Source organism: Pseudomonas sp. B10(2017) (genome assembly GCF_002113295.1).
GTDB classification, from domain to species: domain Bacteria; phylum Pseudomonadota; class Gammaproteobacteria; order Pseudomonadales; family Pseudomonadaceae; genus Aquipseudomonas; species Aquipseudomonas pudica.
This window is the reverse complement of record NZ_NEJU01000019.1, coordinates 29,784-54,866: the sequence shown is the minus strand read 5'-3', so window position 1 is coordinate 54,866 and position 25,083 is coordinate 29,784. Positions and strand designations below refer to the sequence as shown.

The 25,083-nt window shown below is 63.0% G+C and carries 26 protein-coding genes; 15 read left to right on the top strand and 11 right to left on the bottom strand.

What is annotated here, in order from left to right; genetic code table 11:
• Positions 1-2 precede the first annotated feature (2 nt).
• Positions 3-815, bottom strand: a complete 813-nt coding sequence (gene minD / locus CAF92_RS20650; protein ID WP_013971423.1) for a septum site-determining protein MinD — start codon at positions 813-815, stop codon at positions 3-5.
• Between the two features lie 101 nt (positions 816-916).
• Complete coding sequence (minC, locus tag CAF92_RS20645) at positions 917-1,675, bottom strand: septum site-determining protein MinC (RefSeq protein ID WP_025338069.1); 759 nt, start codon at positions 1,673-1,675, stop codon at positions 917-919.
• Between the two features lie 111 nt (positions 1,676-1,786).
• Between minC and CAF92_RS20640 the strand changes: the two genes are divergently transcribed.
• Together CAF92_RS20640 and CAF92_RS20635 are read left to right on the top strand one after the other, a co-directional pair.
• Positions 1,787-2,722 (top strand): lipid A biosynthesis lauroyl acyltransferase, encoded by a 936-nt coding sequence (locus CAF92_RS20640; protein ID WP_046616720.1) that lies wholly within the window; start codon positions 1,787-1,789, stop codon positions 2,720-2,722.
• A gap of 147 nt (positions 2,723-2,869) precedes the next feature.
• Positions 2,870-4,018: a patatin-like phospholipase family protein gene (locus CAF92_RS20635; RefSeq protein WP_085601789.1), complete on the top strand. Its 1,149-nt coding sequence runs from the start codon at positions 2,870-2,872 to the stop codon at positions 4,016-4,018.
• 113 nt (positions 4,019-4,131) lie between these two features.
• Here the strand turns inward: CAF92_RS20635 and CAF92_RS20630 are convergent, their stop codons facing one another.
• Complete coding sequence (locus tag CAF92_RS20630) at positions 4,132-4,956, bottom strand: VacJ family lipoprotein (RefSeq protein WP_080958529.1); 825 nt, start codon at positions 4,954-4,956, stop codon at positions 4,132-4,134.
• Positions 4,949-6,247 carry a serine/threonine protein kinase gene (locus CAF92_RS20625; RefSeq protein WP_046616718.1) on the bottom strand — a complete coding sequence of 433 codons (1,299 nt, stop codon included), beginning with the start codon at positions 6,245-6,247 and terminating at the stop codon, positions 4,949-4,951. The genes CAF92_RS20630 and CAF92_RS20625 overlap by 8 nt, the downstream gene beginning before the upstream one ends.
• A gap of 190 nt (positions 6,248-6,437) precedes the next feature.
• Here CAF92_RS20625 and CAF92_RS20620 point away from each other — a divergent pair, with 190 nt between their 5' ends.
• Positions 6,438-6,800 (top strand): hypothetical protein, encoded by a 363-nt coding sequence (locus CAF92_RS20620; protein ID WP_046616717.1) that lies wholly within the window; start codon positions 6,438-6,440, stop codon positions 6,798-6,800.
• Between the two features lie 133 nt (positions 6,801-6,933).
• On the opposite strand, the gene CAF92_RS20615 is transcribed toward CAF92_RS20620, so the two are convergent.
• Positions 6,934-8,499, bottom strand: coding sequence for a beta (1-6) glucans synthase (locus tag CAF92_RS20615; RefSeq protein ID WP_085601815.1), 1,566 nt, complete (start codon positions 8,497-8,499; stop codon positions 6,934-6,936).
• A 197-nt stretch (positions 8,500-8,696) separates the two neighbouring features.
• Here CAF92_RS20615 and CAF92_RS20610 point away from each other — a divergent pair, with 197 nt between their 5' ends.
• The 9 genes from CAF92_RS20610 (at position 8,697) to CAF92_RS20570 (ending at position 18,066) form a co-directional block, all read left to right on the top strand.
• The gene (locus tag CAF92_RS20610; RefSeq protein ID WP_046616715.1) at positions 8,697-9,557 is read left to right on the top strand and encodes a glycine betaine ABC transporter substrate-binding protein; all 861 of its coding nucleotides are present in this window, start codon (positions 8,697-8,699) and stop codon (positions 9,555-9,557) included.
• Positions 9,558-9,799: 242 nt separating this feature from the next.
• Complete coding sequence (locus tag CAF92_RS20605; protein WP_003260090.1) at positions 9,800-10,111, top strand: DUF485 domain-containing protein; 312 nt, start codon at positions 9,800-9,802, stop codon at positions 10,109-10,111.
• Positions 10,108-11,772 carry a cation acetate symporter gene (locus tag CAF92_RS20600; protein ID WP_013971432.1) on the top strand — a complete coding sequence of 555 codons (1,665 nt, stop codon included), beginning with the start codon at positions 10,108-10,110 and terminating at the stop codon, positions 11,770-11,772. Before CAF92_RS20605 ends, CAF92_RS20600 begins: the two co-directional genes overlap by 4 nt.
• 240 nt (positions 11,773-12,012) lie before the next feature.
• Complete coding sequence (locus CAF92_RS20595) at positions 12,013-12,510, top strand: hypothetical protein (RefSeq protein ID WP_085601788.1); 498 nt, start codon at positions 12,013-12,015, stop codon at positions 12,508-12,510.
• Between the two features lie 17 nt (positions 12,511-12,527).
• The gene (locus CAF92_RS20590) at positions 12,528-13,031 is read left to right on the top strand and encodes a CS1 type fimbrial major subunit (RefSeq protein ID WP_135001718.1); all 504 of its coding nucleotides are present in this window, start codon (positions 12,528-12,530) and stop codon (positions 13,029-13,031) included.
• A gap of 53 nt (positions 13,032-13,084) precedes the next feature.
• Entirely contained in the window at positions 13,085-13,567 is a 483-nt protein-coding gene (locus CAF92_RS20585; RefSeq protein WP_158090609.1) for a CS1 type fimbrial major subunit, read from the top strand.
• 69 nt (positions 13,568-13,636) lie between these two features.
• Positions 13,637-16,153 carry a TcfC E-set like domain-containing protein gene (locus CAF92_RS20580; protein ID WP_085601785.1) on the top strand — a complete coding sequence of 839 codons (2,517 nt, stop codon included), beginning with the start codon at positions 13,637-13,639 and terminating at the stop codon, positions 16,151-16,153.
• Between the two features lie 2 nt (positions 16,154-16,155).
• Positions 16,156-16,890 (top strand): pilus assembly protein, encoded by a 735-nt coding sequence (locus tag CAF92_RS20575; protein WP_085601784.1) that lies wholly within the window; start codon positions 16,156-16,158, stop codon positions 16,888-16,890.
• A gap of 12 nt (positions 16,891-16,902) precedes the next feature.
• Entirely contained in the window at positions 16,903-18,066 is a 1,164-nt protein-coding gene (locus CAF92_RS20570; RefSeq protein ID WP_085601783.1) for a hypothetical protein, read from the top strand.
• Between the two features lie 16 nt (positions 18,067-18,082).
• Here the strand turns inward: CAF92_RS20570 and CAF92_RS20565 are convergent, their stop codons facing one another.
• Positions 18,083-18,235, bottom strand: coding sequence for a DUF3309 family protein (locus tag CAF92_RS20565; RefSeq protein WP_003252624.1), 153 nt, complete (start codon positions 18,233-18,235; stop codon positions 18,083-18,085).
• Between the two features lie 211 nt (positions 18,236-18,446).
• On the bottom strand, positions 18,447-19,040 hold the full coding sequence (locus CAF92_RS20560; RefSeq protein WP_085601782.1) for a nitroreductase family protein: 594 nt from the start codon (positions 19,038-19,040) through the stop codon (positions 18,447-18,449).
• Positions 19,041-19,183: 143 nt separating this feature from the next.
• On the opposite strand from CAF92_RS20560, the gene CAF92_RS20555 reads away from it, so the two are divergent.
• Together CAF92_RS20555 and CAF92_RS20550 are read left to right on the top strand one after the other, a co-directional pair.
• A complete protein-coding gene (locus CAF92_RS20555) occupies positions 19,184-19,633 on the top strand; it encodes a YcgN family cysteine cluster protein (RefSeq protein WP_085601781.1) in 450 nt (149 codons plus the stop codon).
• A 41-nt stretch (positions 19,634-19,674) separates the two neighbouring features.
• Complete coding sequence (locus tag CAF92_RS20550; protein WP_085601780.1) at positions 19,675-20,883, top strand: hypothetical protein; 1,209 nt, start codon at positions 19,675-19,677, stop codon at positions 20,881-20,883.
• Positions 20,884-21,074: 191 nt separating this feature from the next.
• On the opposite strand, the gene CAF92_RS20545 is transcribed toward CAF92_RS20550, so the two are convergent.
• The 3 genes from CAF92_RS20545 to CAF92_RS20535 all read right to left on the bottom strand — a co-directional run bounded on the left by CAF92_RS20545 (position 21,075) and on the right by CAF92_RS20535 (position 22,389).
• On the bottom strand, positions 21,075-21,413 hold the full coding sequence (locus CAF92_RS20545; RefSeq protein ID WP_046616465.1) for a DUF2892 domain-containing protein: 339 nt from the start codon (positions 21,411-21,413) through the stop codon (positions 21,075-21,077).
• Between the two features lie 62 nt (positions 21,414-21,475).
• The gene (locus tag CAF92_RS20540; protein WP_046616464.1) at positions 21,476-21,946 is read right to left on the bottom strand and encodes an RNA methyltransferase; all 471 of its coding nucleotides are present in this window, start codon (positions 21,944-21,946) and stop codon (positions 21,476-21,478) included.
• 71 nt (positions 21,947-22,017) lie between these two features.
• Positions 22,018-22,389 carry a YajD family HNH nuclease gene (locus CAF92_RS20535; protein ID WP_085601779.1) on the bottom strand — a complete coding sequence of 124 codons (372 nt, stop codon included), beginning with the start codon at positions 22,387-22,389 and terminating at the stop codon, positions 22,018-22,020.
• Between the two features lie 132 nt (positions 22,390-22,521).
• Between CAF92_RS20535 and CAF92_RS20530 the strand changes: the two genes are divergently transcribed.
• Complete coding sequence (locus CAF92_RS20530; protein WP_046616463.1) at positions 22,522-22,800, top strand: hypothetical protein; 279 nt, start codon at positions 22,522-22,524, stop codon at positions 22,798-22,800.
• Between the two features lie 113 nt (positions 22,801-22,913).
• Here the strand turns inward: CAF92_RS20530 and CAF92_RS20525 are convergent, their stop codons facing one another.
• A complete protein-coding gene (locus CAF92_RS20525) occupies positions 22,914-24,956 on the bottom strand; it encodes a S9 family peptidase (RefSeq protein ID WP_085601778.1) in 2,043 nt (680 codons plus the stop codon).
• Between the last annotated feature and the right edge of the window lie 127 nt (positions 24,957-25,083).

Sequence of the window (25,083 nt, the reverse complement as noted above, 5' to 3'; positions counted from 1 at the left end):
GTTTACTTGCCTCCAAACAGGCGCGCGAAGAATCCTTGCTTCGGCACTTCGATGAACCGCAGGGGCTTTTCTTTGCCCAGCAGACGGTCGACGGTATCGCTATAGGCCTGGCCGGCATCGCTCTGGTCGTCGAGGATGACCGGGATACCCTGGTTGGAAGCCTTGAGCACTGCCTGGCTCTCGGGGATCACACCCTTGAGCTTGATCGCCAGGATCTCTTCGACGTCGGCGATGCTCAGCATTTCGCCCTTTTCCACGCGCTCCGGGTGGTAGCGGGTGATCAGCAGGTGTTCCTTGATCGGCTCTTCGCCGTTCTCGGAGCGGCGCGACTTGCTCGACAGGATGCCCAGCATGCGGTCGGAGTCACGTACCGAGGATACCTCGGGGTTGGTGACCACGACGGCTTCGTCGGCAAAGTACATGGCCAGGTGTGCGCCTTTCTCGATACCGGCAGGCGAGTCGCAGATGACGAAATCGAAGTCTTTCTTCAGCTCCATCAGGACCTTTTCCACGCCTTCCTGGGTCAGCGCGTCCTTGTCACGGGTCTGGCTGGCGGCCAGCACGTACAAGTTCTCGAGACGCTTGTCCTTGATCAGGGCCTGTTGCAGGTTGGCTTCGCCATTGACCACGTTGACGAAGTCGTACACCACGCGGCGTTCGCAGCCCATGATCAGGTCGAGGTTACGCAGGCCCACGTCGAAGTCGACGATGACGGTCTTGTGGCCACGCAGTGCGAGGCCGGTACCAATGGCGGCGCTGGTGGTGGTCTTGCCCACACCCCCCTTGCCGGAAGTAACCACGATAATCTTGGCCAAGGTGTTTCACCCCTAAAATAATCGGGACACAAGTCCCTGCAAAAATACAAATAAATGGCAACGGTAGGAAAAGTTGCACTAAAAATGCTGGCAAGTATCCGTTAAAGACGGGTGATGTTCAACACGTCGCCAGACAGGCTGACTTGCACGCCGGTGCCCCAAAGCGGGTCGCGGCGCAGGTCTTCACATACCTTGTACTGGCCGGCGATGGAAACCATTTCGGCGGTCATCTGCTGGCAGAAGATACGTGCCTTGGTATTGCCTTTGATGCCGGCCAAAGCGCGGCCGCGCATGGCGCCGTACACATGGATGTTGCCATCGGCCAGAAGTTCCGCCCCCGGGCTGACCGAACCGGTCACCACCAGATCGCCGCCCTGGGCGTAGATCTGCTGGCCGCCACGTACTGGCGAAGTGATGATGCGGGTCGGGCGCACCTCGGGTTCGAGGATTGGCGGCGGGACAGGGGCCGGCTCGGGCTTCTTCACCTCGGGTTCGGGCTCCAGCGGCCGTTCGCGCGCTCCGGATGGCGGCAGCACCGGCAGGTCGATGGCGATGGCGGCGGCGATGTCCTCGATGCGGTTGGCGCGGATGGCCAGGGTACGCAGGCCGTGGTGGCGGCAGATCCGCATCAAGCCGGGCAGGTCGATTGCCCCCTCGTCGGCCGGCAGCTTGTCCAGCGCCAGCACCAGCGGCGTGTTGCTGAAGAAGTTCGGTGCCTGGGCGACTTTGGCCGCCAGTTGGCGGTCGAGGGCTTCAAGGTCATTGCGCGCCAGTTCCAGCACTGTAATGGCGAGCATGCTGCCCTTGAGCTGGAACACGGAGGCGGTGTCGGGTGTGTGGTTTGGGCTCATGGTCTGCATAGACGGCTTGTTGCGAAAAAAGTGCCCTGACTTATAACGATAAGACCGGTTGCCCGCAACATGCGCTGATCCGTTGTAGAATGCGCGGCCTTTGTCTTTCCGGAAGCTTCAATGGAACGCCCGCGTTTTCGTCCCTATTTCCTTCACCCACGTTTCTGGGGCCTGTGGCTAGGCCTGGGCCTGCTGTGGCTGGTGGTCCAGTTGCCGTACCGGGTCCTGTTGAAAGTCGGTGCCGCGCTGGGAGCGGTGATGTACCGCTTTGCCGGTGAGCGGCGGCGCATCGCCGCGCGCAACCTGGAGCTGTGCTTCCCGGAGCTGTCGGTCGACGAACGGCAGCGCCTGCTCAAGGCCAACTTTGCCTCCACCGGTATCGCCTTCTTCGAAATGGCCATGAGCTGGTGGTGGCCCAGGGCCCGGCTGGCGCGCCTGGCCCATGTCGAGGGGCTGGAGCACCTGCAGGCCGCCCAGCAGGCGGGGCAGGGGGCCATCCTGATGGCGGTGCACTTCACCACCCTGGAAATCGGCGCCGCGCTGCTGGGCCAGCAGCACACCATCGATGGCATGTACCGCGAGCACGGCAACCCGCTGTTCGACTTCATCCAGCGCAGCGGCCGCGAGCGGCATAACCTCGACTCGCTGGCGGTGGAGCGCGAGGACGTGCGCGGCATGCTCAAGCTGCTGCGTTCGGGCCGGGCGATCTGGTACGCACCGGACCAGGACTACGGCGCCAAGCAGAGCCTGTTCGTGCCGCTGTTCGGCATCCCGGCGGCGACGGTGACTGCCACCACCAAGTTTGCCCGGTTGGGCAAGGCGCAGGTAATTCCGTTCACCCAGAAGCGCCTGGAGGATGGCAGCGGCTATCGCCTGGTGATCCACCCGCCGCTGGCAAACTTCCCCGGGGAGAGCGAAGAGGCTGACTGCCTGCGCATCAACCAGTGGGTGGAAAGCGTGTTGCGCGAATGCCCCGAGCAGTACCTTTGGGCGCACCGCCGGTTCAAGTCGCGGCCCGAAGGGGAGCCGCGGCTGTATGACAAGAAGAAGCGCTGATTTATTTTGTCTGTGCCGGCCTATTCGCGGGTGAACCCGCTCCCACAGGTTCTCCACCGGCCTTGAAGGCTGTGCAGTACCTGTGGGAGCGGGTTTAACCGCGAATAGGCCGGCACTGACAGCACACCAACCCCAGGAAGGACTCCTATGGCCCCACCCGCGGTAACCGGTCTTATCCTTTCTGGCGGCGGCGCCCGCGCTGCCTACCAGGTCGGCGTGCTGGCCGGCATCGCCGAGCTGCTGCCCGCTGGCGCGCACAACCCGTTCCCGGTCATCGTCGGCACTTCCGCCGGTGCCATCAACGCTGTCACCCTGGCCAGTGGCGCCACCCATTTCAGCGACGCCGTACAACGGCTCACCGCCTTCTGGCAGAACTTCCGCAGCCACCTGGTCATCCGTAGCGACTGGCCGGGTGTGGTCCGCCAGGCCAGCCGCTTCGTCGCCCATAACCTGCTGGGCGTGGGCGGCCCGGCGCCAGTGGCGCTGCTGGACAGCAGCCCATTGCGCGGCTTGCTGCAGGCGCACCTGAACCTGGACGGCATCGCCCGCTCCCTGGCCGCCGAGCAACTGCGCGCCGTCGCAGTGACCGCCTTTGGCTACGAATCCGGCCAGGCGGTGACCTTCTATCAGGGGCGCGGCACCATCGAAGCCTGGTTGCGCCACCGCCGCATCGGCATGCCCACGCCGTTGACCATCGACCACCTGCTGGCCAGCGCGGCCATCCCGCTGCTGTTCGCCCCGGTGCGGCTGGGTGACGAGTATTTCGGTGATGGCGCGGTACGCCAGTCGGCACCGATCAGCCCGGCCCTGCACCTGGGTGCCAGCCGTGTACTGGTAGTCGGGGTCAGTGGCAACCCTCAGCGGCCGGCGCCACCATTGCCGACCCAGCGGGTGTTCAGCGGGCAGCAGCCGAGCCTGGCGCAGATCGGCGGGCACATGCTCAACAGCACGTTCATTGACAGCCTCGAAGACGACATCGAGCTACTGCAGCGCCTCAACCACCTGAGCCACCTGTTGCCAGCACACCTGGATGCCCGGCGCCTGGGCCTGGCGCCAATCGACGTGCTGGTGGTGGCGCCCAGTCAGCCGCTGGACGAGATTGCCGCGCGGCATCGGCGCGAGTTGCCGGCGGCCTTGCGCATGTTCCTGCGCGGGCCGGGGGCGACACGTACCAGCGGGGCGGGGGTGTTGAGCTATTTGCTGTTCGAGGCCAGTTATTGCAGCGAGCTGATCGAGCTGGGGCGAAAGGATGCCTTGGCCAAGAAGCGGGAGCTTTGCCAGTTCCTGGGGATTTGAGGTTGCCTGTCATGGCCCTATCGCCGGCAAGCCAGCTCCCACAGGACCACCGAAAGCCCGGGCATTGGGAGGACCTGTGGGAGCTGGCTTGCCGGCGATAGGGCCGGATCGGCTTACTCGGCTATCTGCAACTTGCGCGCCTGGGTATACACGTACCGCACCTTCTCGTACTCGAACGGCGAGTTGAGCTGGCCATAGCGGAATTTGGTGCTGTAGCGCTTGTCCACCACGCGCAGTACGGAAATTTCCGGGTGGTCGCTGCTGGCTTCGGCCACGTTCAGGTAGTTGATCGCCTGTTCGCCTGCATAATCCACCACCAGCCCGGTGGTATCGCGCAGGTTCGACGGCCCCAGCACCGGCAGCATCAGGTATGGCCCGTCCGGTACGCCATAGAAGCCCAAGGTCTGGCCAAAGTCTTCACTTTGCCGCGGCAGGCCCATCTTGGTCGCCGGGTCCCACAGCCCACCCACGCCGATGATGGTGTTGAACATCAGCCGCGCGGTGATCTCCGCCGAACGCTTGGCCTTCAACTGCAACACGCTGTTGAACAGGTTCGGCACGTCGCCCAGGTTGTTGAAGAAGTTGGTCACCCCGGTGCGCACGAAGCGCGGGGTGACGTACTGGTAGCCGCTTACCATCGGCAGCAGCACCCATTGGTCCAGGCGGTAGTTGAAGTGATAGACGCGCCGGTTGATCGACTCCAGCGGGTCGTACACGTTCAGCGCTTGCAGTGTGGAGCGCTCGAACTCGCGCTGGTCCAGCCCCGGGTTGAATTTCAGCTCTCGCAGCGGGTCGACGAAACCATCGGCCTCGGGTGCCAGTGGTGCTTCGGTGACTTGCGGGTCGGCTTCGATCACGCTGGCCCGAGGGGCGGTTTCGGCGGCCAGGGCCTGGCCGGCGGCGAACAGGGCAGTGGCGAAGAGGAGTTTGTTAACCACGGAAGAACTCCAGCATGGCGTCACTGTTGACGCGGTAATTGAGGTTGCCGCAATGGCCGCCATGGGGGTAAAGGGTCAGGCGCTCACCGAACACCTTGCGCAGGAAGCCGATGTCGCCAGGGCCGAGGATGACGTCGTCGGCGTTGTGCATCACGGCGATCTTGTCGCTGCTGCTCAGGTAGTCCTCCAGCGCATACAGGCTGACCTGGTTGACCAGTTGCAGGATGCTGTTGCCGTCGGTGCGGGCACGCCACATGGGGATGACCTGCTCGGTCATGTAGCAGTCGAAGTCGCACTGCAAGGCACGCTTGAAGAACGGCGTGAGGCTGCTGCCCTCGGTGATAGGGAACTTCGGCGGAATGATCAGGCCGCGGCGGTTGATCAGGTCGGAGGTAAAGGCAATGTCGGCCGCCGAGAAGCGGAACGAGGTGCCGATCAGCATGGCCATCTGCTCGTTGGACAGGTGCTGGCGCGACTGCTGGAAGTCGTACAGCAGGGCTTCATTGAGGTCGATGTAGCCCTTTTCCTGGAAGTAGCGAGTCAGCTTGGCCAGCATCAACTCGTAGAAGGTGGTGCTGCGGTCAATGCCCTTGACCTGGGTCTGCACCAGCTTGTCCAGGTTGTTGATCGAGGTGTACAGGTTGACCGGAGGGTTCAGCAGCAGCACGCGCTTGAAGTTGAAGCTGCGGCGGGTTTCGTCCAGGTGGCTGACAAAGGCAGCGTCGAGTGCGCCCAGACTGTAGCCGGTGAGGTAGAACTCGCTGATAGGCAGGCGTGGGTGCTGGGCGCGTACGGCCTGCATTACCCGGTACATGTCTTCGGCATCCTCCTGGCTGACGCCTGGGGTGGCAAAGCGCGAAGCGGCGCTCATGAAGTCGTAGCTGGTGGGCGAGGACAGCTGCACCACGTGGAAGCCGGCCTGGTAGAACAGCTTTTTCAGGTATTCGTTGATGCTGCTGGTGTAGGGCGCACCGGTGCCGGCGATGATGAAGATCAGCGGCGCCTCGTGGTCCTGGCGAGCCAGGCGGTACTTGAGCTTCTTCACTGCCCAGAAGTTGTCGGGCAGGGTGAACTCACGGTCCGGGCGCAGGTTGAGGCTGTAATCGGACTGGCTGATTTCGTCGTCGTCGGGCAGCGTGGGGCGCTGGTCCGGTGGAGTGGTGGCAATGGTTGCCTCGAACGGGTTGGTCAAGGGGTAGCCATAACTTGCGGCGTCGATATCCCGCGCCGAAGCGGCCACAGCCATGAGCAGGCCGCCGAGCAAAGCAGCGAGGCGCAAAGATCGAAGCATGTAATCCCCCAAAAGAACGCAAGGTCGAGCGGTGTGCAGGCTAGGACCACAACGGGACGGGCAAAGTTGCCAGGCGCGGTGGTCTTTGGTGTGCTTGTTATCTGCAACATAGCTGCAGGGCTGTGATTTTGCCTTACAACTGTGCATAAGCGATCATGGATGCTTTCGATTTCCGCTATTGGAGAACTGGATGTCTCGTTCGCTGCCGGCTGCGCTGCTTGTGCTGTTTCTGGGGCTTTGGCTTGCTGCCAGTTATGGCGTGCGCTACGGGCTGATGGAGGACGGGCAGTGGGTGGGGCTGTGCACGGCGCCGGCGACGTACTGGCAGTGTGAGGTACGGTCGTTGCTGGGACTGGGCATTCATCATCAGGTGATGGCCTGGGGCGGGCTGGGGCTGGCGCTGCTGGCGCAGGTAGTTGCCGGGCGTGGCGGCTGGTGGCTGGCAGTGGTTGCGTTGGTGTTCGCGGTGCCGGCACTGGTGCTGTATACCGCCAGCATTGCCGTGTTCGCGCTGGTGCTGGCGGGGTTGCGGTTGGTCAGGTCGCCGGAGTAAGGCTGAAAGGGGCCGCTTTGCGGCCCATCGCAGGCAAGCCAGCTCCCACAGGGACCGCGCCGATTTCATAGGCAGCATAACTCCTGTGGGAGCTGGCTTGCCTGCGATGGAGCGCGAAGCGGTCCCAAGGATATCAGGCCGGGCGCAGGCGCAAGCTCCGCCACAAGGCCGCGGTCATCAGCACACTGACTACTGCCCACCCCCAGGCCTGCTGGTTCTCCAGCCCCTCCACAAACAACTGCGGCGCCACCCCGGCACCGACGATGAACGCCAGCAACGCCACCTCCGCCCGCCGTGCACGCACCGGCCACAGTGCAAACACCAGCGCCGGCAACGCCAACGCTGCGCTGGGGAAGCTGCGATAGCGTGGGTCGAACACCATCGCCAGCATGCTCACCGCCGCGGCAAAACCCGCCGCCAGCAACAGCCAACCGGCTCGCGCCTGCAGCCAGGCGTACAGGCGCTCGCGCCAGCCCGTGCGCCGTGCCAGGGCCAGCACGGCATGGGCCAGCACCAGAAGGTTCAGCCCCGCCAGCAGCACCGCCCACAGCCATTCCCCGGCAAAGCGCGCATGGGTACGCATCAGCTCGCCCCAAAGCCCCAGACAGCCTGCCCCAAACGCCGCCAGCAACGGCAGCAGCATGGCCGCCGTCGGGGTGGCGGGGCGCCCGGCAAGCATCAGCATCAGCACCATCAGCATGGCACTGGCCAGCAACCACTGCGGCCAGTAAGGCAGGTTGCTCACCGGCCCTTCGAGCACGCCCTTGTCCTGCCGGTCGGCATCGTATAGCCCCCAGTAACCGCCGACCGCCCCTTCATTGGCGCGCTTCCATGGCTGGTCGAACGCCTCGATCAGGTTGTAGTGCCAACCGTTGCTTTCGGCCATGGCCACGAACCCGCGAATGAAGCGCGCCTCATTGACCCGGCTGGGCTCCGCGGTTTCGCGCTGTCGGCCTTCGCTGGGCCAGCCGGTTTCGCCGATAAGGACGTCCTTCGGCGCGAAGCGCGTGCCGAACACCCGGCGCACATCGGCAACGTGGGCCAGGGCTTCGTCGATGCCACGCGGGTCGTCTTCCCAGTAAGGCAGCAGGTGGATAGTCAGAAAATCCACCGCAGGCGCCACTTGCGGGTGCTGCAACCAGAATTCCCACACATCGGCGTAGGTCACCGGCACCTTGACCTGGTTTTTCACCCGGGCGATCAGCGTGGCCAGGTGCGCGCCGGTCACTTCCTTGCGCAGCAGCGTCTCGTTGCCGACGATCACCGCGCTGACCACGTCGGGGTTGGCATTGGCGGTGGCGATCAGCAGCTCGATTTCTTTCTCTGTGTCGGCCGGGTGGGCGTTGACCCAGGCACCCAGCATCACCTTCAGGCCATGCTTGCGCGCCAGCGCCGGGATTGCCTCAAGACCGGTCTGGGAATAGGTACGGATGCACTGGAAACGCTCGGCCAGCAATGCCAGGTCGGCGTCCATGCGGGCCGGACGCAGGCGCAACGGCTGGTCGTAGGGCGATTGGTCCTTGTCGAACGGGGTGTACGAGGCGCATTGCAGCTTGTGCGTCGGGCTGGCCGCGTCGGGCAGGTGCACCGGCTTGCCAAGCCCGTACCACAGGCCTCCGAGCCCGAGTATGGAGAGCAGGCATGCAAGCAGGTACAACGGCAGCAGCAGGCGGGTAGAACTGGGCATCGGGCGGTCCATCGTCAGGCGCAAAAGGGTAGATAGTAGCCCGGCGCCAAACCTTTGGCATGCAAGGATCGCGCAGGTCGGCGCAGGCTGATGGCGCTAATGGCATAGTGCTGTCGCATATGGGGCGGCTACAGGTCGTAGCTGGAGCAGGTCGACTATTGTTGCAGGACGATGATGCAAATTCCGAGACCTGACGAGGGGATGCTTTGATGGCTGCTATTACAAGAATGCGACGTTTCCTGGGTGTGGGCACCGCCATGGTACTGGCCATGAGTGCGGCACAGGCAATGGCCAAAGAAGTCAGCATTGGCTACGTGGACGGTTGGGCTGACAGCGTTGCGACCACCAACGTGGCCGCCGAAGTGATCAAGCAGAAGCTCGGCTACGACGTGAAGTTGCAGGCCGTGGCCACGGGGATCATGTGGCAGGGCGTGGCAACCGGCAAGCTCGATGCCATGTTGTCGGCCTGGTTGCCGGTGACCCATGGCGAGTACTGGGCCAAGAACAAGGACAACGTGGTCGACTACGGCCCGAACTTCAAGGACGCCAAGATCGGCCTCATCGTCCCCGAGTACGTCAAGGCAGTGAGCATCGCCGACCTCAAGACCGACGACACCTTCAAGCAGAAAATCGTCGGCATCGACGCAGGCTCCGGCGTGATGCTCAAGACCGACCAGGCCATCAAGGACTACGACCTGACCGGTTACAAGCTGCAGGCCAGCTCTGGCGCGGCGATGACTGCGGAACTGGGCCGTGCCTACGCCAAGCAGCAGTCGATCGCGGTGACCGGCTGGGTACCGCACTGGATGTTCGCCAAGTGGAAACTGAAGTTCCTCGAAGACCCGAAAGGCGTGTATGGCGCCGCGGAAACCGTTAACAGCATCGGCAGCAAGGAACTGGCGACCAAGGCCCCGGAAGTGGCGGAGTTTCTGAAGAAGTTCAGCTGGCAGTCGAAGGACGAGATTGGCGAAGTGATGCTGGCTATCCAGGAAGGCGCCAAGCCTGAAGCGGCGGCCAAGGACTGGGTGGCCAAGCACCCTGACCGCGTGAAGGAGTGGACTGGCAAGTAACAACCTGTCAGGGCCAGTTTTGCTGTTTCGCGGGCACGCCCGCTCCCACAGGATTTTCGCTGCCCTTGAAGCTGGTGCAGTTCCTGTGGGAGCGGGCGTGCCCGCGAATGGGCCATCACTTTGTTACGCAATCGGTAAAACACCGTTGCATCTAAGACTAAGGTCGTCTGGTTGGCGTCCGATAGCCGCATAAAGTAAGGGTCGTGGGTTCCACCCCTATCTGTGCTGCTAGGACAAAAACAATGAACGACAGCATTTACCTCTCGATACAAAACAGCCCCCGCTTCAAGGAGCTGGTCACCAAACGCGAACGGTTCGCCTGGATTCTCTCGGCGATCATGCTCGGCCTGTACTGCGCCTTCATCCTCCTGATCGCCTACGGTCCTCAGATCCTGGGCACCAAGCTCAGCCCTGAGTCATCGATTACCTGGGGCATTCCCCTGGGCGTCGGTCTGATCGTCTCGGCATTCGTCCTGACCGCCATCTACGTCCGCCGCGCCAACGGCGAATTCGATGAGCTGAACAAGGCCATCCTGAAGGAGGCGCAACAATGATTCGCCACGCCAAAGCCCTGGCCGTACTGGCCTGCGGAGCCTTCGCACCCGCCGTGTGGGCCGCCGATGCCCTGACCGGCGAGGTGCAGAAGCAACCGCTGAACGTTTCCGCGATCGCCATGTTCGTGGCCTTCGTCGCTTTCACCCTCGGCATCACCTACTGGGCCTCCAAGCGCAACAAGTCGGCGTCGGACTACTACGCCGCCGGTGGCAAGATCACCGGCTTCCAGAACGGCCTGGCAATTGCCGGTGACTACATGTCGGCCGCCTCGTTCCTGGGTATTTCCGCACTCGTGTTCACCTCTGGCTACGACGGCCTGATCTACTCGATCGGCTTCCTGGTCGGCTGGCCGATCATCCTTTTCCTGATCGCCGAACGTCTGCGCAACCTGGGCAAGTACACCTTCGCCGACGTGGCCTCGTACCGCCTCGGGCAGAAGGAAATCCGCACCCTGTCGGCCTCCGGTTCGCTGGTGGTGGTGGCGTTCTACCTGATCGCGCAGATGGTCGGTGCCGGCAAGCTGATCGAGCTGCTGTTCGGCCTGGACTACCACGTGGCCGTGATCCTGGTGGGTATCTTGATGTGCCTGTACGTGCTGTTCGGCGGCATGCTGGCCACCACCTGGGTACAGATCATCAAGGCCGTGCTGCTGCTGTCCGGTGCCAGCTTCATGGCGCTGATGGTGATGAAGCACGTGGGCTTCGACTTCAACACCCTGTTCTCCGAAGCGATCAAGGTGCACGCCAAGGGCGAGGCGATCATGAGCCCGGGCGGCCTGGTCAAGGACCCGATCTCGGCGTTCTCGCTGGGCCTGGCGCTGATGTTCGGTACCGCCGGCCTGCCGCACATCCTGATGCGCTTCTTCACCGTCAGTGACGCCAAGGAAGCGCGCAAGAGCGTGCTGTATGCCACCGGCTTCATCGGCTACTTCTACATCCTCACCTTCATCATCGGCTTTGGCGCCATCCTGCTGGTCAGCACCAACCCGGACTTCAAGGACGCCGCTGGCGCCCTGCTGGGTGGCAACAACATGGCAGCAGTACACCTGGCCAACGCCGTGGGTGGCAGCGTGTTCCTCGGCTTCATCTCGGCTGTTGCCTTCGCCACCATCCTGGCGGTGGTTGCCGGCCTTACCCTGGCTGGTGCCTCAGCGGTGTCCCACGACCTGTACGCCAGTGTATGGCGCAAGGGCAAGGCCAACGACAAGGACGAGATCCGCGTTTCGAAGATCACCACCGTTGCCCTGGGCGTACTGGCGATCGGCCTGGGCATCCTGTTCGAGAAGCAGAACATCGCCTTCATGGTCGGCCTGGCGTTCTCCATCGCGGCCAGCTGCAACTTCCCGGTACTGCTGCTCTCGATGTACTGGAAGAAGCTGACCACTCGCGGTGCCATGATCGGCGGCTGGCTGGGCCTGGTGAGTGCGGTGACACTGATGATCCTCGGCCCGACCATCTGGGTGCAGATCCTCGGCCACGAGAAGCCGATCTACCCGTACGAGTACCCAGCGCTGTTCTCGATGCTGATCGCTTTCGTCGGTATCTGGTTCTTCTCGGTCACCGACAAGTCCAAGGCTGCCGAAGACGAACGTGCGCTGTTCTTCCCGCAGTTCGTGCGTTCGCAGACTGGCCTGGGTGCCAGTGGGGCCGTGTCTCACTAAGCGATATTCAGGCAGCGCAAACTGCCTTGCATGAAAACACCTCGCCTTGGCGGGGTGTTTTTTTTTAGGGGGGTGGCGCCCCCTTGCAGGGCGGGCAATCGTCTAGCGAAATTGCCCAGGTTCATTCAGTAAACCCCTACATCAACCACCCCGCATTGGCGCAAATAATTCCTCCGAATTAAAGAATAAACCCTACCGCTACCGAACCCGTGGCGGCTTTCCGGTTTTCAGGAGGACTGCGTGAACATACGAGTTTTGCTGGCGTCTGCGCTGACAGTTGCCAGCAGTTACGCCATCGCGTTGGAGCCCAAGCATTTAGATATTGCGGTCAATGCCGTAGTGGCTGCGCCGGCGTTCGAATACAAGCCAATCGGCGAGTGGGGAAATTCACCGGTAAAGCTGCAATTCAAGAAAGATTCCCAACACTTTCCTCCGGTTAAACATACTGCCTTCCTCAAAAGCCCGAATGGGGCAGTTACCGTCAAATACGCAGGCAAAACCCCAGAATTCCTGGATGACAACGGCAAGTCGGTTGGCCTGCGCTACATCATGTCGATAAATGGCAAAAAACTTCCGGACGACGGCTCATCTGTTCAGGTACTGCCTGCGGCAGAGGCCGCGGTTGGCAAGGAAGTGGACTTCTACTTCAGGCCCATGACACTGATTAACTGGGTCGCCCGACCGGGTACTTATACCGCACAGGTAGAGCTGGTTTTTGAAACCGAACCACCACTATGAGTCGGGAGACCTTGGCCATGAAGATGTTCAAGCTCGTTGCGCCGCTGTGGGCGATGACATTGACGCCAGCGTTCGCAATGAGCGCTGTCAACCACGATGTGAAGGTCTCGGCCACCGTGACGGCCGCCGAATTTCGGGTAGACCCGATTGGCCACTGGCCGGAAAGAACACGCCTGACCTACATGCCGGAAGCCGACGACTTCCGTGAGTACTCCCGTGATCTGGATATCAGAAGCACGGTGGGAGGCGTCCAGGTCAGGCAAACGGGCAACTTCAGACTCGTTGACGAAAACAATCAGGTCAATGAAGAACTGGATATGTTCGTGGCCGTTTCCGGGCCGCGTGGAGAAGGTGGGCTGGTGCCGGATGACGGCACGCCGCTGGTGTTGATGGAGGAATCAGGCTGGGCTGACTTCAATGTTGCATTGTGGACCGAAAGAGCCATACCGACCGGACAGCGATTGACACCCGGGAGTTACAGCGCAGACCTCAACTTGCTGTTTGAAGTTTTAGCGCCCTGATGCAGTTCTGCAGCGGGCCAGGTGTATTGCAACGTAAAATAGGAGTTATCAAGATGAAAGCACGTTTCATGGCAGTGCCGTTCCTGGCATTTGTCGCAAGTTCGGCATTGGCAATCGAACCTATCAGGAAAGATATTACGGTCGAGGCGGTTGTTCCGGCAGTAGAGTTTACCGTCGAGCCCGATGCCAGTTGGGCGAATAAACCCGTAAAGCTGGACTATCAAGTTGACAAAGAGGCATTCGTACCGTTCAGCAACAAGTTTCACGCCAAAAGCTCCGTAGGCGCAATTGAAGCCAAGTTGCAACAAGCCGCCATTATCAGCAGTGAGAGTGAAACTATTGCGCTGGATGTAAAGGTGGGCAACAAATCGCTGCAACTCAGCCCGGTGGAGGTCATGAGCGACGCAGACGCCAAAGAAGGCAAAGAGCTGCCCATTTCCATCGATGCCATCAAGCCGAATGACGGTTTTGTGGCCGGTACCTACAGCGGCACCGTAAGCATCCTGTTCGAAACTGCCGCACCCAGTGCGCGCTGATACGTAGCACGCAACCGCCTCGGCCCTTCGGTTAACCGAGGGAGCCGGGGCCGGTCCCTGGTTTGAATCATGTTCAATTTGCTTGCAGTCGGCCGACAGGTGTGTCGTCGGCTGGTCTTCTGCGCCTGCCTGTCACCGTTCTACAGCTGGGCGGGTGACAGCGATGCGGCTGTTGTCCTGAGCGCTGTCGAAGGATTGCCAGCCGAATTCGAAGCCCATTTTTTTGATGTGCCGCTGGCCGTGCGCGTAGAGCTGGATGGGCGCTACCTGGGCGATGCCATGGTGATCCTGACCCGCGATAACCGCGTGCAACTGCTGGAATTCACCGATACCCAGGATAGCCATGAGCCTGCGCACCTGCGTAGCCTGTGGCAGGGGTACCTGGCACCCGGGCGCGCGCTCGGCGATTGCCGACATGACTGCCCTGGCGGCCTCAAGACCATGCATTACAGCTTGGCCAACTCTCAGCTGTCGTTGCTGACCCGCAATGCCGAAAAAACCGCGCAAGCGTCCCGTTATCACCGCGTACCCGAGCAGGGCAGCGCGGGCCTTCTGCTGCGCAATCAGCTCAATGTGGTGAACGATGGCAACAGCACCAGCGGGCGCATCAACCTGATGGGGCAGGGCAGCCTGGGTAGCTGGACCGGGCTGGCAGATGCCCAGGTTGACCGTAGCGACGGGCGGCAGGGCAGGGATGCGCACCGTGTGGCGCAGCTGTACGCCGAGCGCCTGCAGGACGAGCACTTCTGGCGGCTTGGGTATGTGATGCCAGAGGCCCAAGGGCTGGTGCGCCAACCCACAATGCTGGGTAACGCCCCCCGTACCACCCTGGGGGTGATGTTCGGCAGCAGCGATAGCCTGTTGGTGGATAACGGCCAGGCCAGTGCCGTGCCCATCCATGTAACTCCCAACCGACCGGGTCTGGTGGAGATTTACCGCAACGGCTCGTTGATCAACAGCCAGCAGGTGCAACCTGGGTTGCAGACGCTGGATACCCGGGTGCTGCCGGGGGGTATCTACGAAGTGCAGGTACGGCTGATCGAAGATGGCCGCGAAACCTCCCGCAGTGAAGCGTTCATATACAAGCCGGCCCAGTGGCAGAACCTCGATAGCCGTTGGCGCTACAACCTGTACCTGGGCCGGCAGGCCAGCGTGCTCGATAACCGGGATGAGCCACAGGCCGACGGCCTGGCGGCCGGTGTCATGAGCAACTATTTGTTGCACCCCAGCGCGGTGCTTGGGTTGTCGGCCCAACAGGTGGAAGGCACCCGCCAATATGGCACCTCGCTGGACTGGGATGCATCCGAGCAACTGAGGCTTTACGGCAACCTCAACCATACCGACGGGCGGGGCAGCGGCTACGACCTGCAGTTGACCCACACCTACGCACGTGGCTCGCTCTTGCTCAGCCATCACCAGCTGTGGCTCGAAAGCCGCCCCTATGCCAGGGGCGAAGCGTCGCGCCTGGAAACGAGCAGCCAGAGCAGCGTCTCGCTCAACCACCGGGTTACCTCACGCAGTTCCGCCACCCTGCGCCTGGAGCATGCCGCCGGCGCGTCCGGCGGCCTGGGCGTCGACCTTGGCTGGGTGTTCCACGGCAAGCTGCTGGGCAGCGACAGCAATTTCCGGCTGTCGCTGTTCGACCGCCCTGAAGCCGGCCGCTACAGAGGGCGGCGTAGCCGTGGGGTCAACCTGAGCGTGAGCATGAGCCTGGCCCTTGCCGACCGGCAGGCGGGCATCGATGTTGGCAGCCGCGCAGGGCGCGACGGCGAAGGTACTGACCGGCACGCCTCGCTCTGGTACCAACAGGACGTAGAGCTTGGCCCCGTGCACAGCCTGGGCGGCGGAGCCATGGTCGACCGCTACGGCACCGGCTTTTCAGCCAACGGCCGGCTGCAAGGCCAGGCCTTCGATGGCGACCTGTTTGCGCAGACCTCCACCTACGACAACAAGGCCAGCGGCGGGCTGAACCTCCAGAGCACCCTCGCTATGGGTGGCGGCCAGCTGACGTTGAGCGGGCAGGGCATGGTTGAGCAAGCCGGGTTGATCATCGATGTCGACACCGACCTTGAAGGCGTGGCCCTGGTCGCCAGTGACGAGCATGGTAGCAGCAGCGAGCTGCATGCCGGGCGCAATGTCATCCCGGTGAGCGCATTCAAGGAAGGCCATGTGACGTTCGATTTCGATGCCCGGCAGGCACCCGCAGCGCAAATCCAGCCGACGAGCATGGATTACCACCTCAACCGTGGCGGCGTCGAATACCGCCAGTTGAAAGTGTTGCGGACGGTCACCGTACTAGGCCGCCTGGTCGACGGCCACGGCCAGGCGATTCGTGGCGCACGGGTCATCAATGATGCCGGCCGCTCGGTGAGTGAGGCCGATGGCTATTTCACGGTGGAAATGAACGAGTCCCGGCCAACCCTGGAAGTACAGCTGGCCGGCGCTTTGGCGTGCTTGTTGAACCTGTCCCCCGAACAGCACGTGCGAGAAGACGATGTGCTGATGGTGGGCGACCAGCGTTGCATGCCTCCCCAGGCAGGCCGGGCCGAAGATGCACGGTTTGAATCCATAGATGAACGAGGTTGAGAATGCAGTTATTCAGGTTGCTGACGATATTGGCGCTGCTGCCGCTGACGGCCCAGGCCGGGCCGCAGCTGAATGTGGGTGGGCTTTACGACTACCTCGAAGCGGGCAAGACCACGTTGGCCAAACGTATCTACAACCGCGGTGACAGCACGGCCTTCGTCAAGGTCAGCGTGCTGGAACTGGTGTATGACGGCCAGGGCAAGCCAAGGGAAGTGGAAATCGAGCACCTTCCGCTCGAACAGCGCGGCGTGGTGGCCAGCCCGGCGCGGTTGATCATTCCGGCGCAGGGAATGCAGTCGGTGCGCTTGCTGTACCGCGGCGAGCGCGACAGGGAGCGCTATTTCCGCCTGCGCTTCATCCCTGTGCTGCCGGACAAGGACGACCGTTTCGCACTCAGTGAAACGCAGATCGAGCAGTACCGCGAAACCCTCAGTGCGGGCGTGCAGTTTCTGGCGGGCTACGGCACGTTGCTGTTCACCCGACCGAACGATACCCGCTACCAGACATCCCTGCGCCAGGCTGGCGGGCAACTGAGGGTGGGCAATGAAGGCAATGCGACCGTGTTGCTCGACAACTTCCGCCATTGCCAGGCTGGCGGGCAGGGCTGCAGCGAGCCGGTCAAGCACCACCTGCGCCCTGGGGTCGTGCGTGAGTTTGCCGAGCAGCCAGGGTGGGAGTACCGCTTTGACCTGCATGAGGGGGCAACGCACAAAGCCCTGACGTTCAAGGCCCCCTGAGAGGCGCAGGCGATGAAGCGAACCCTAGTGACCTTGTGGGTCACGTTCGGCCTGCTCGCGGCCCAGGCCGCACAGGCTGCCGATGTCACGCTTGCACTTCGCTACCGCGGTGAAACCCGGCAGTTCGAGAACCTGACGTCTCGGGCCTCCTCGGCCTGCGCCCGCGTTGCTGCATTGTGCGACAAGCCGTTGCAAGGCTTGGTGCAACTGGAGGCCAGCTTTGAAAAGCAGGTTGATGGCGAACAGGCTGACGGCTTCCATTTCGCACGACCGAGCCAGCCGGGTATTCTGTATCTGACCCGCGAAGGGTCGGCAGAGCAGGCCCGCGTGGAAATCGAGATCACCCACATTGGCGGGGTGGTGACGCGAATGGGCGACGGGCCGTCGCTTCCCTTGCAGCCGGGCCTGCAGAGCAGCGGTTGTCAGGCAGTGCTGAACGCCGGGGCAGGGCACCCATTACTTTGGGCGGTACCCGCCAATGGTTGCAGGGTGGGCTTGCCGCCAGGCGATGTTGGCCGTTACCGGGTCAGAAATCTGCTACTGGGCTATCGCTTGAAAATGCCCAATCCGGCAAGCCTTGCCGCCGGCAGGTATCGCGGGCGAATCCAGTATTCACTGGGCCCTGACAGGGATATCGGATTGGGTTCGAACAGGACGGTGACAGCCCTGGATACCGATTCGGTGGCCTTTCATGTCGAACTGGAGGTGTTGCATGACCTGGATGTGCGCTTTGGCGCTGATGCACACCGCGTGGTGCTGGAGCCGCGGCCAGGCTGGGAACGTTACGCAGGGCGCCATGGCCTGCCGGGCAAACTGGAAAAAGACATTCCCTTCACCCTGACCAGCAGCGGCCCATTCAAAGTCTGGGCGACCTGTTCATCATCGGCCAATGTCGGCTGCCCCTTGCAGGCCGCCAATGGTGACCGAACCCCACTGTACCTGGCGGTGAGCCTGTCGGGAGCCTTGCATCGCGGCAGCGCGGTCAACAGGCGGGCACTGTCGCTGGGAGGGGAGCAGCATGCGCTGGCATTCGACCTGCCTGCCGACGGGCCGGGACTCTGCCGGGGCCTGCTGCACTTCCATGTGCTCCCACAAGGCATGTCGGGCGCCGAGCGAATGAAGCCTGGGCAGGTTTATACGGGCGCCGTGACAGTGGTGTTCGATGCAAGCCTGTAGCCGGGCGGTTGGCAGTTCATATCATGCCCAATAACAACAGCACCAACAGGATCACCAGCACCACGCCGATGATGCCGGACGGGCCATAGCCCCAGCTGCGCGAGTGCGGGAAGACCGGTAAGCCACCAATCAGCAGAAGGATCAGGATGATGATGAGGATCGTGGTCATGACGGAGTCCTTGCGTGGTTGAGGGTCAAGGGCCTCGGACTGCTGGCCTCTTGTAAGTAAGGACTGGTGAAATATGCCAAAGATTCCATTTGTGTAGCGCTTGTGCCGGTCTCTTCGCAGCGCAAGGCTGCTCCTACAGGTGTGTGCGGTCTTGCACTACGCTGTGGCAGCAGCCTTGTGCTGCGAAAAGGCCGTTACAGCCAATGAGGGCTCACAGGCTGAAATCACCCTCGGCAGCCAGCTCGCTCAGTGGCTTGCGCGGGCTCGGTACTTCACGCGCCTGCAGGGCTTCGTTCAGGCTGGACTTGTCGCCCAGCTTGCCGATCGCCACCATGGCATGCAGCACGTAACCCTCAGGAACCTTCAACTCCTGACGCGCCAGTTCCTGGTCGAAACCGGCCATGCCATGGGTATGCCAGCCGCTGATGCTGGCTTGCAGGGCCAGGTGCCCCCAGGCGGAGCCGGTGTCGAAGGTGTGCCACAGTGCCGGTCTTTCTTCCGTGGCGCCCGGAGCGGCGTAGGTCGTCTTGGAAATCACCACTACCAGCGCCGAAGCCTGTTGCGCCCAGCTGCGGTTGGCCGGCACCAGCAGGTTCAGATAGCGCTCCCAGTTCGGCGTGTCACGGCGGGCATAGAGGAAGCGCCAAGGTTGCGAGTTGTTCGCCGACGGCGCCCAGCGTGCAGCTTCGAGGAAGCTCAGCAGGGTTTCTTCGCTGATCGGCTCGGCGGTGAAGGCGCGTGGCGACCAGCGGTTGATGAACTGCTCGTTGATGGCGTAATCGGCAATGCGAGGGGTGGCGCTCATGGCGGCTCCTGCAAAAGGACGGGAAACGCGCACGCTACTGCGTCGCTTCGCGACTGACAAGCGGTCTGGCTTTGCCGAAGGCCAGGCTCTAGACTGGCGCCGCCGCGCGCCGTGGCCCCAAGATGAATGCAGGAAACCGTGTCATGATCGCTGAAAACGCGCCGTTCTGGCGGCGCAAGACCCTTGAGCAACTCAGCCCGCAAGAATGGGAGTCGCTGTGTGACGGCTGCGGCCTGTGCTGCCTGCAAAAGCTCGAGGACGAGGACGACAACAGCGTTTATTACACGCGCATCGCCTGCAAACTGCTGGATCTGCACACCTGCCAGTGCAGCGATTACCCAAACCGCTTCGCCCAGGTACCTGACTGCATCCAGCTCACCCCGGGAAAGGCCGACCAGTTCAAGTGGCTGCCGAGCACCTGCGGCTACCGCCTGGTCAGCGAGGGCAAGGACCTGCCGGCCTGGCACCATTTGGTCTGCGGCGATCGCCAACAGGTCCATGAACAGCGCATTTCCCAGTCGGGGCGCATGCTCAGTGAACATGAAGTGCACGAAGACGACTGGGAAGACCACCTGATCTTCCGCGCCAGCTGACCGGCGCGGCCCGCTGCCATGGGGAAACAAGGAGTTTCTGTATGCGTTGCCAGCTGTTGTTGCTGTTAGGCCTGATGGCCAGCTCGCCCGCCTGGGCGAAAAAGGTCGACCTCGACTACCAGGTGCGCCTGTTGCCAGCCAGTGGCCAGGCGGAGGTCCGCCTCACCTTGGCCGAAGGCAGTGCCGTGCGCAGCCTGGACTTCGACCTGGGCAAGGCCGGGGCCTACAGCGGCTTCCAGGCTGATGGCCAATGGCAACTGCAGGGCCAGCGCGGCGTATGGCAACCGGCGGCCGGCAAGACCAGCCTCAGCTACCGCGTGCAGCTGGACCAGAAACGCGCCAGCGGCGCCTATTCGTCGCGCATCACCCCGCATTGGGCGTTGTTCCTCGGCGACCAGCTGGTACCGCCTGCACGGCTCGACCAGCAGGATGGCACCGAGCTGGTGGCGCGTCTGGCGTTCGACCTGCCCGAGGGCTGGAGGAGCATCGAGACCTCCTGGCCGCGCATCGGCAAGGACAAGTTCCGCATCGACAACGTTTCGCGTCTGTTCGACCGTCCCACCGGCTGGATGCTCGCCGGCGACCTGGGCAGCCGCCGCGCCCGCCTTGGCGAAACCGAGGTGACCGTGGCCGCACCGGTTGGGCAGGGTATGCGGCGCATGGACAACCTGACCATGCTGACTTTTGTCTGGCCGCAATTGCAGGCGGTATTCCCGCGCAACCCGCCGAAGCTGCTGTTGGTCGGTGCCCGCGACGGCATGTGGCGCGGGGCGATGGCCGCGCAGGGCTCGTTGTACCTGCACAGTGCCCGGCCGATGGTCAGCGAGAATGGCAGCAGCCCACTGCTGCGCGAAGTGGTGCAACTGTTTGCGCAGATCCATGGGCGTGATGGCAGTGACTGGCTGGTGGAAAGCCTGACTGACTACTACGCCAGCGAGTTGCTGCGCCGTTCGGGCGGGGTGAGTGATGACCGTTACCAGGCCTGGCAGGCGCGCCTGAGCAAGCAGGGCGCCAAGGTCACCCGCCTCAAAGGCGAGCATGCCACCCCGGCGCAGGTGGCGCGCGGGGTGATGCTGCTGCAGGCGCTGGACAAGGAAATCCGCATCCACACCCAGGCCAAACGCTCGCTGGACGATGTTGCCCGCGGGCTGATGCGTCTGCCCAGCGTCAGCACCGAAGACTTCATACAGATCAGTGAAAACGTACTGGGACGGCGCTCCGAGGTGTTGCAGAGCAAGGCGTTGCGCTGAGCACCTCTTTCGCCCGTACCGGCCTCTTCGCGGGTGAACCCGCTCCCACAGGTTTATTGTTGCCCTCTTTGATCATATTGGCCCTTTCGCAGCACAAGGCTGCTCCTACAGGTAATGTGCTGCCCTCAAGACGGTGCCGTCCCTGTGGGAGCGGGTTTACCCGCGAAAGGGCCGGCACAGGCAGTGCAAAATCAATTGGCCAATGGATCCTTCCCGGTCACCGTCACCCCCCGCGTCGCTGCGTCGGCACTCGCCTTCAATGCCTCCAGCTCCGCCGCGCTGCGCTCGATGTCCGAACGCAAGCGGTGATATTCCTGCCGATGCCGCTGCCACCAGGCCTTGGTTGCACAGTGCCCGCTGAAGCCTCGAGCCAGTGCCAGGCCGCCCACTGCGATCTGCAACAACCCGACCAGGCCGCCGTGGCGCAGCCCCTTGCTGACCATCAGCGCGCCGCCAGCCAGCGAACTGGCGCGCTCCAGGCCATGAACGTTCTTGTCCTGCGATGTCGCTGCCGAATGGATATCAAGCATGGCAAGGTCTCCGTCTGAGGTGTATGCAGGTGACCTGTTGGCCACCGTCATCGTTCAGTCGGCTATTTGAACTTGGGCCCCGAACGGGTATTCAGCCCCTTGGCCATGCGGTCATACAGCACCACATTCACCGTTGCTGCCAGGTTCATGCAGCCCTCGGTCGGAATGTAGATGGTCTCTTCGCACCACGCCCGCACATCGGCACCGAGGCTGCCGTCTTCCGGCCCGAAGATATAGATGGCCCGGTCCGGGTGGGTGTACTCCGGTAATGGCCGCGCACCTTCCACCAACTCCACTGCCACCGGCGTGCAGCCAAGCGGGATGATGCGCTGCAGGTCGTCGATGCCGATCAGTGGGATGTCGTAGTGCACGCGCTTGGTGTCGGTGACGAAGTCACGGGCACGCTCGTAGCGTTTGCCGGTGTAGAACACCGAATTGACGCCGTAGCAACCCGCGGCGCGCATCACCGAGCCGACATTTTCTGCCGACTTGGGGTTGAACAGACCGATGCAGCTGTATCGTTTGTTTGCCACGTACCGGGGCCCTTCGCGAAAAAAGCGCGATTATACGGGCTGCCCGGTAGCAGCGGGGGGCGAATCGATGGTCAGTCTTTCTTCAGCATGCCCGCCAGCCCGGCGAACGGGTTGTGGGTGGCCTTGGCAATGCTCGGGGTGCTGGTGGAGCCTTCGCTGAAGTACTGCTGGTCGGTGTAGCGCGAGTGCTCGTTGTCGTGGCAGTACAGGCACAGCAACTCCCAGTTTGAGCCGTCCTGCGGGTTGTTGTCGTGGTTGTGGTCGCGGTGGTGCACGGTCAGCTCGCTCAGGCGCTTGCCAGAGAACTCGCGGGCGCAGCGGCCGCAGACGTGCGGATACATTTTCAGGGCCTTGTCGCGGTAGCCCATTTCCTTGTCGCGCTTGGCATCGGCCAGGATGCGGTCCAGGCGCGCGGTGGCGGCGACGGAAGAGGTGGAGCTCATGGTGTTTCCTTTGTTCTGATCTGGCAAATGACGGTTATGCCACTGAGTCTAGCGCGCTTGCGGGGCAGGCGGACAGGCGAAAGCTGTGATTTAGGCGTAGCCTGTAGGAAGGTTCCCGACAGGAGGTTGCTGATGTTTCGCGCGATCCTCGCTGCGCTGTTGTTGGCCGGCCTGCCCATGGCCGAAGCTGCCAGCACGCCACCCCGGCTGAGCACGCCGGTGCCCGGTGCACCGGGTACGCCGACGCCTACGCCATATCCGCAGATTACCCCGAGTACACCGCCCAAGGCCTATGACAGCCAGCCGGGGGCGCCGTTGCTGCCACCGATGCCAGTGCCCGGGCCGCCGAAGGACCAGCCATTGCCGGGGTTGCGTCAGGACCCGCCGAAGCAGCCGGTGCAGGATGATTGAATTCAGCCGGCCTGCCCCGGTTTTCTGTGGGAGCGCGCAGGATTCAGGGCATGCGCGGTACCTGTAGGAGCGGCCTTGTGTCGCGAAAGGGGCGCAAAGCGCCCCCAGTTTTCTCAAACGATACCTAGCTCGCCGAACACGAACGCGTATTCCAAAGCCACATCCTTGAGCCCCTGATACCGCCCGCTCATTCCGCCATGCCCAGCCCCCATCTCGGTCTTGAGAAGCAGCAGGTTGTCGTCGGTCTTGCGCGTGCGCAGCCGCGCCACCCATTTGGCCGCTTCCCAGTACTGCACGCGGCTGTCGTTGTAGCCCGCCACCACAAGCACCGCCGGGTAGGCCTGTGCCTTCACGTTCTCGTACGGTGCGTAGGCCTTGATCCGCTCATACACCTCCGGCTCCTCAGGGTTGCCCCATTCGTCGTACTCGGTCACGGTCAGCGGCAGCTCGGGGTCGAGCATGGTGTTGAGCACATCTACGAACGGCACTTCGGCAATCGCACAGCGGAACAGCTCGGGACGCAGGTTGAGCACCGTGCCGATCAGCAGGCCACCGGCGCTGCCGCCACTGATGGCCAGGCGGTCGGCAGCCGTTACACCCTCGGCGATCAGGTGCTCGGCACAGGCGATGAAATCGCTGAAAGTGTTGTGCTTGTGCTCCTGCTTGCCGGCGCGGTACCAGGCTTCGCCCAGTTCGCCGCCGCCACGCACATGAGCGATGGCAAAGGCCACGCCGCGCTCCAGCAGGCTCAGGCGCGCGTGCGAGAACCACGGGTCGAGGCTTTCGCCATAGGCGCCGTAGCCATACAGGTAAAGCGGCACGGTCTGGCCGAGGTCCTGGCGGCGGCGCACCAGGCTGATCGGCACCCGGGTGCCGTCCGCTGCCGTGGCCCAAAGGCGCTCGCTGACATAGTCATCTGCATCGAACGGCCCCAGCACCGGGGTTTGCTTGAGCACCGCCTGGGCACCACTGGCCAGCTCCAGCTGGCGTACCTGGGCCGGGCGGTTGAGTGCTTCGTAGCGCAGGCGCAGGCATGGGCTGGCGAACTCCAGGCTGTCCTGCACGTAAAGGCTGTAGGCCGCGTCGGGCAGTTCGACGCGGTAGGCCGCCAGGCCCTGTGGGCGCACCTCGATGATCGGCAGGCCGCCTTCGCGCAGGCTCAGGGTCAGCGCGCCGGCATTCAGGCTCAGGCCTTCGAGCATGATCGCGTCGCGGTGCGCTACCAGCACCTGCCATTGCTCCCGGCTGGGCACTGGTGCGACCGGGGCGTGGTACAGGGCGAAGTTGATGCCGTCCTGGTTGGTGCGAATGAACCAGCGCCACTGGCCGTCGAGCTGGCCGTGGTCGGGGAAATATTCGTGACCTTCGACGCGTGGCGCCAGGCAGGTGAACGGAGCCTGCGGGGTCTCCGCGTCCAGCACCCAGGCTTCGCTGGTAGTCTTGCTATTGAGCAGCAGCACCAGCTGGCGTTCGGAACTGGTGCGGTAGCAGTGCAGGAAGAAGCGCCCGTCGGGCTCCTCGAACACGGTCTGCGCGCCTTCGTTGCCCAGGGTGTGGCGACGCAGGCGCCATGGGCGATGGGTGTCGTCCAGTTCGGCGAAGAACAGGGTCTGGCTGTCGTTGGCCCAGGTCAGGCTGCCATCACAATCGTCGAAGGGCAGGGTAGTGACGCTGCCACTGGCCAGGTCCTTCACATACAGGGTGAAGATTTCGTCGCCGCTGGTGTCCAGGCTATAGGCCAGCAGGCGGTGGTCGGGGCTGACGTTGAACGCGCCGAGGGACAGGAAACCGCCATTGGCCAGGGCGTTGGGGTCGAGCAGCAGTTGCTCCTGGCTTTCATCGACCGTGTTGGAGTCGTCGGCCGGGCGCGGGCAGCGGTAGTGGCGCGGGTACTCGTCGCCCGCGGTGGTACGGGTGTAGTACAGGTAGGGGCCCCAGGGCGTCGGCAGCGACAGGTCGGTTTCCAGGATGCGGCCCTTGATCTCTTCGAACAGTTGTTCGCGCAGTGGCGCCTGGTTGGCCAGGCAGGCTTCCTGGTAGGCGTTCTCGGCTTGCAGGTAGGCAAGCACCTCGGGGGTGTCACGCTGTTGCATCCAGGCGTACGGGTCGCTGGCCTGGGCCTGGTGGGCAATCGGGGGTTGGGGCTTGGTTGGCATTGAGGATCTCTTGATTGGGGTTGCCGTGCCGGCCTCTTCGCGGGTAAACCCGCTAAGAGGCCGGGACAGGCAAACACTGTCTGCGCCCGGAAAAGTGTTTATCATAGGCATCTCTTTGCCTGGCTTG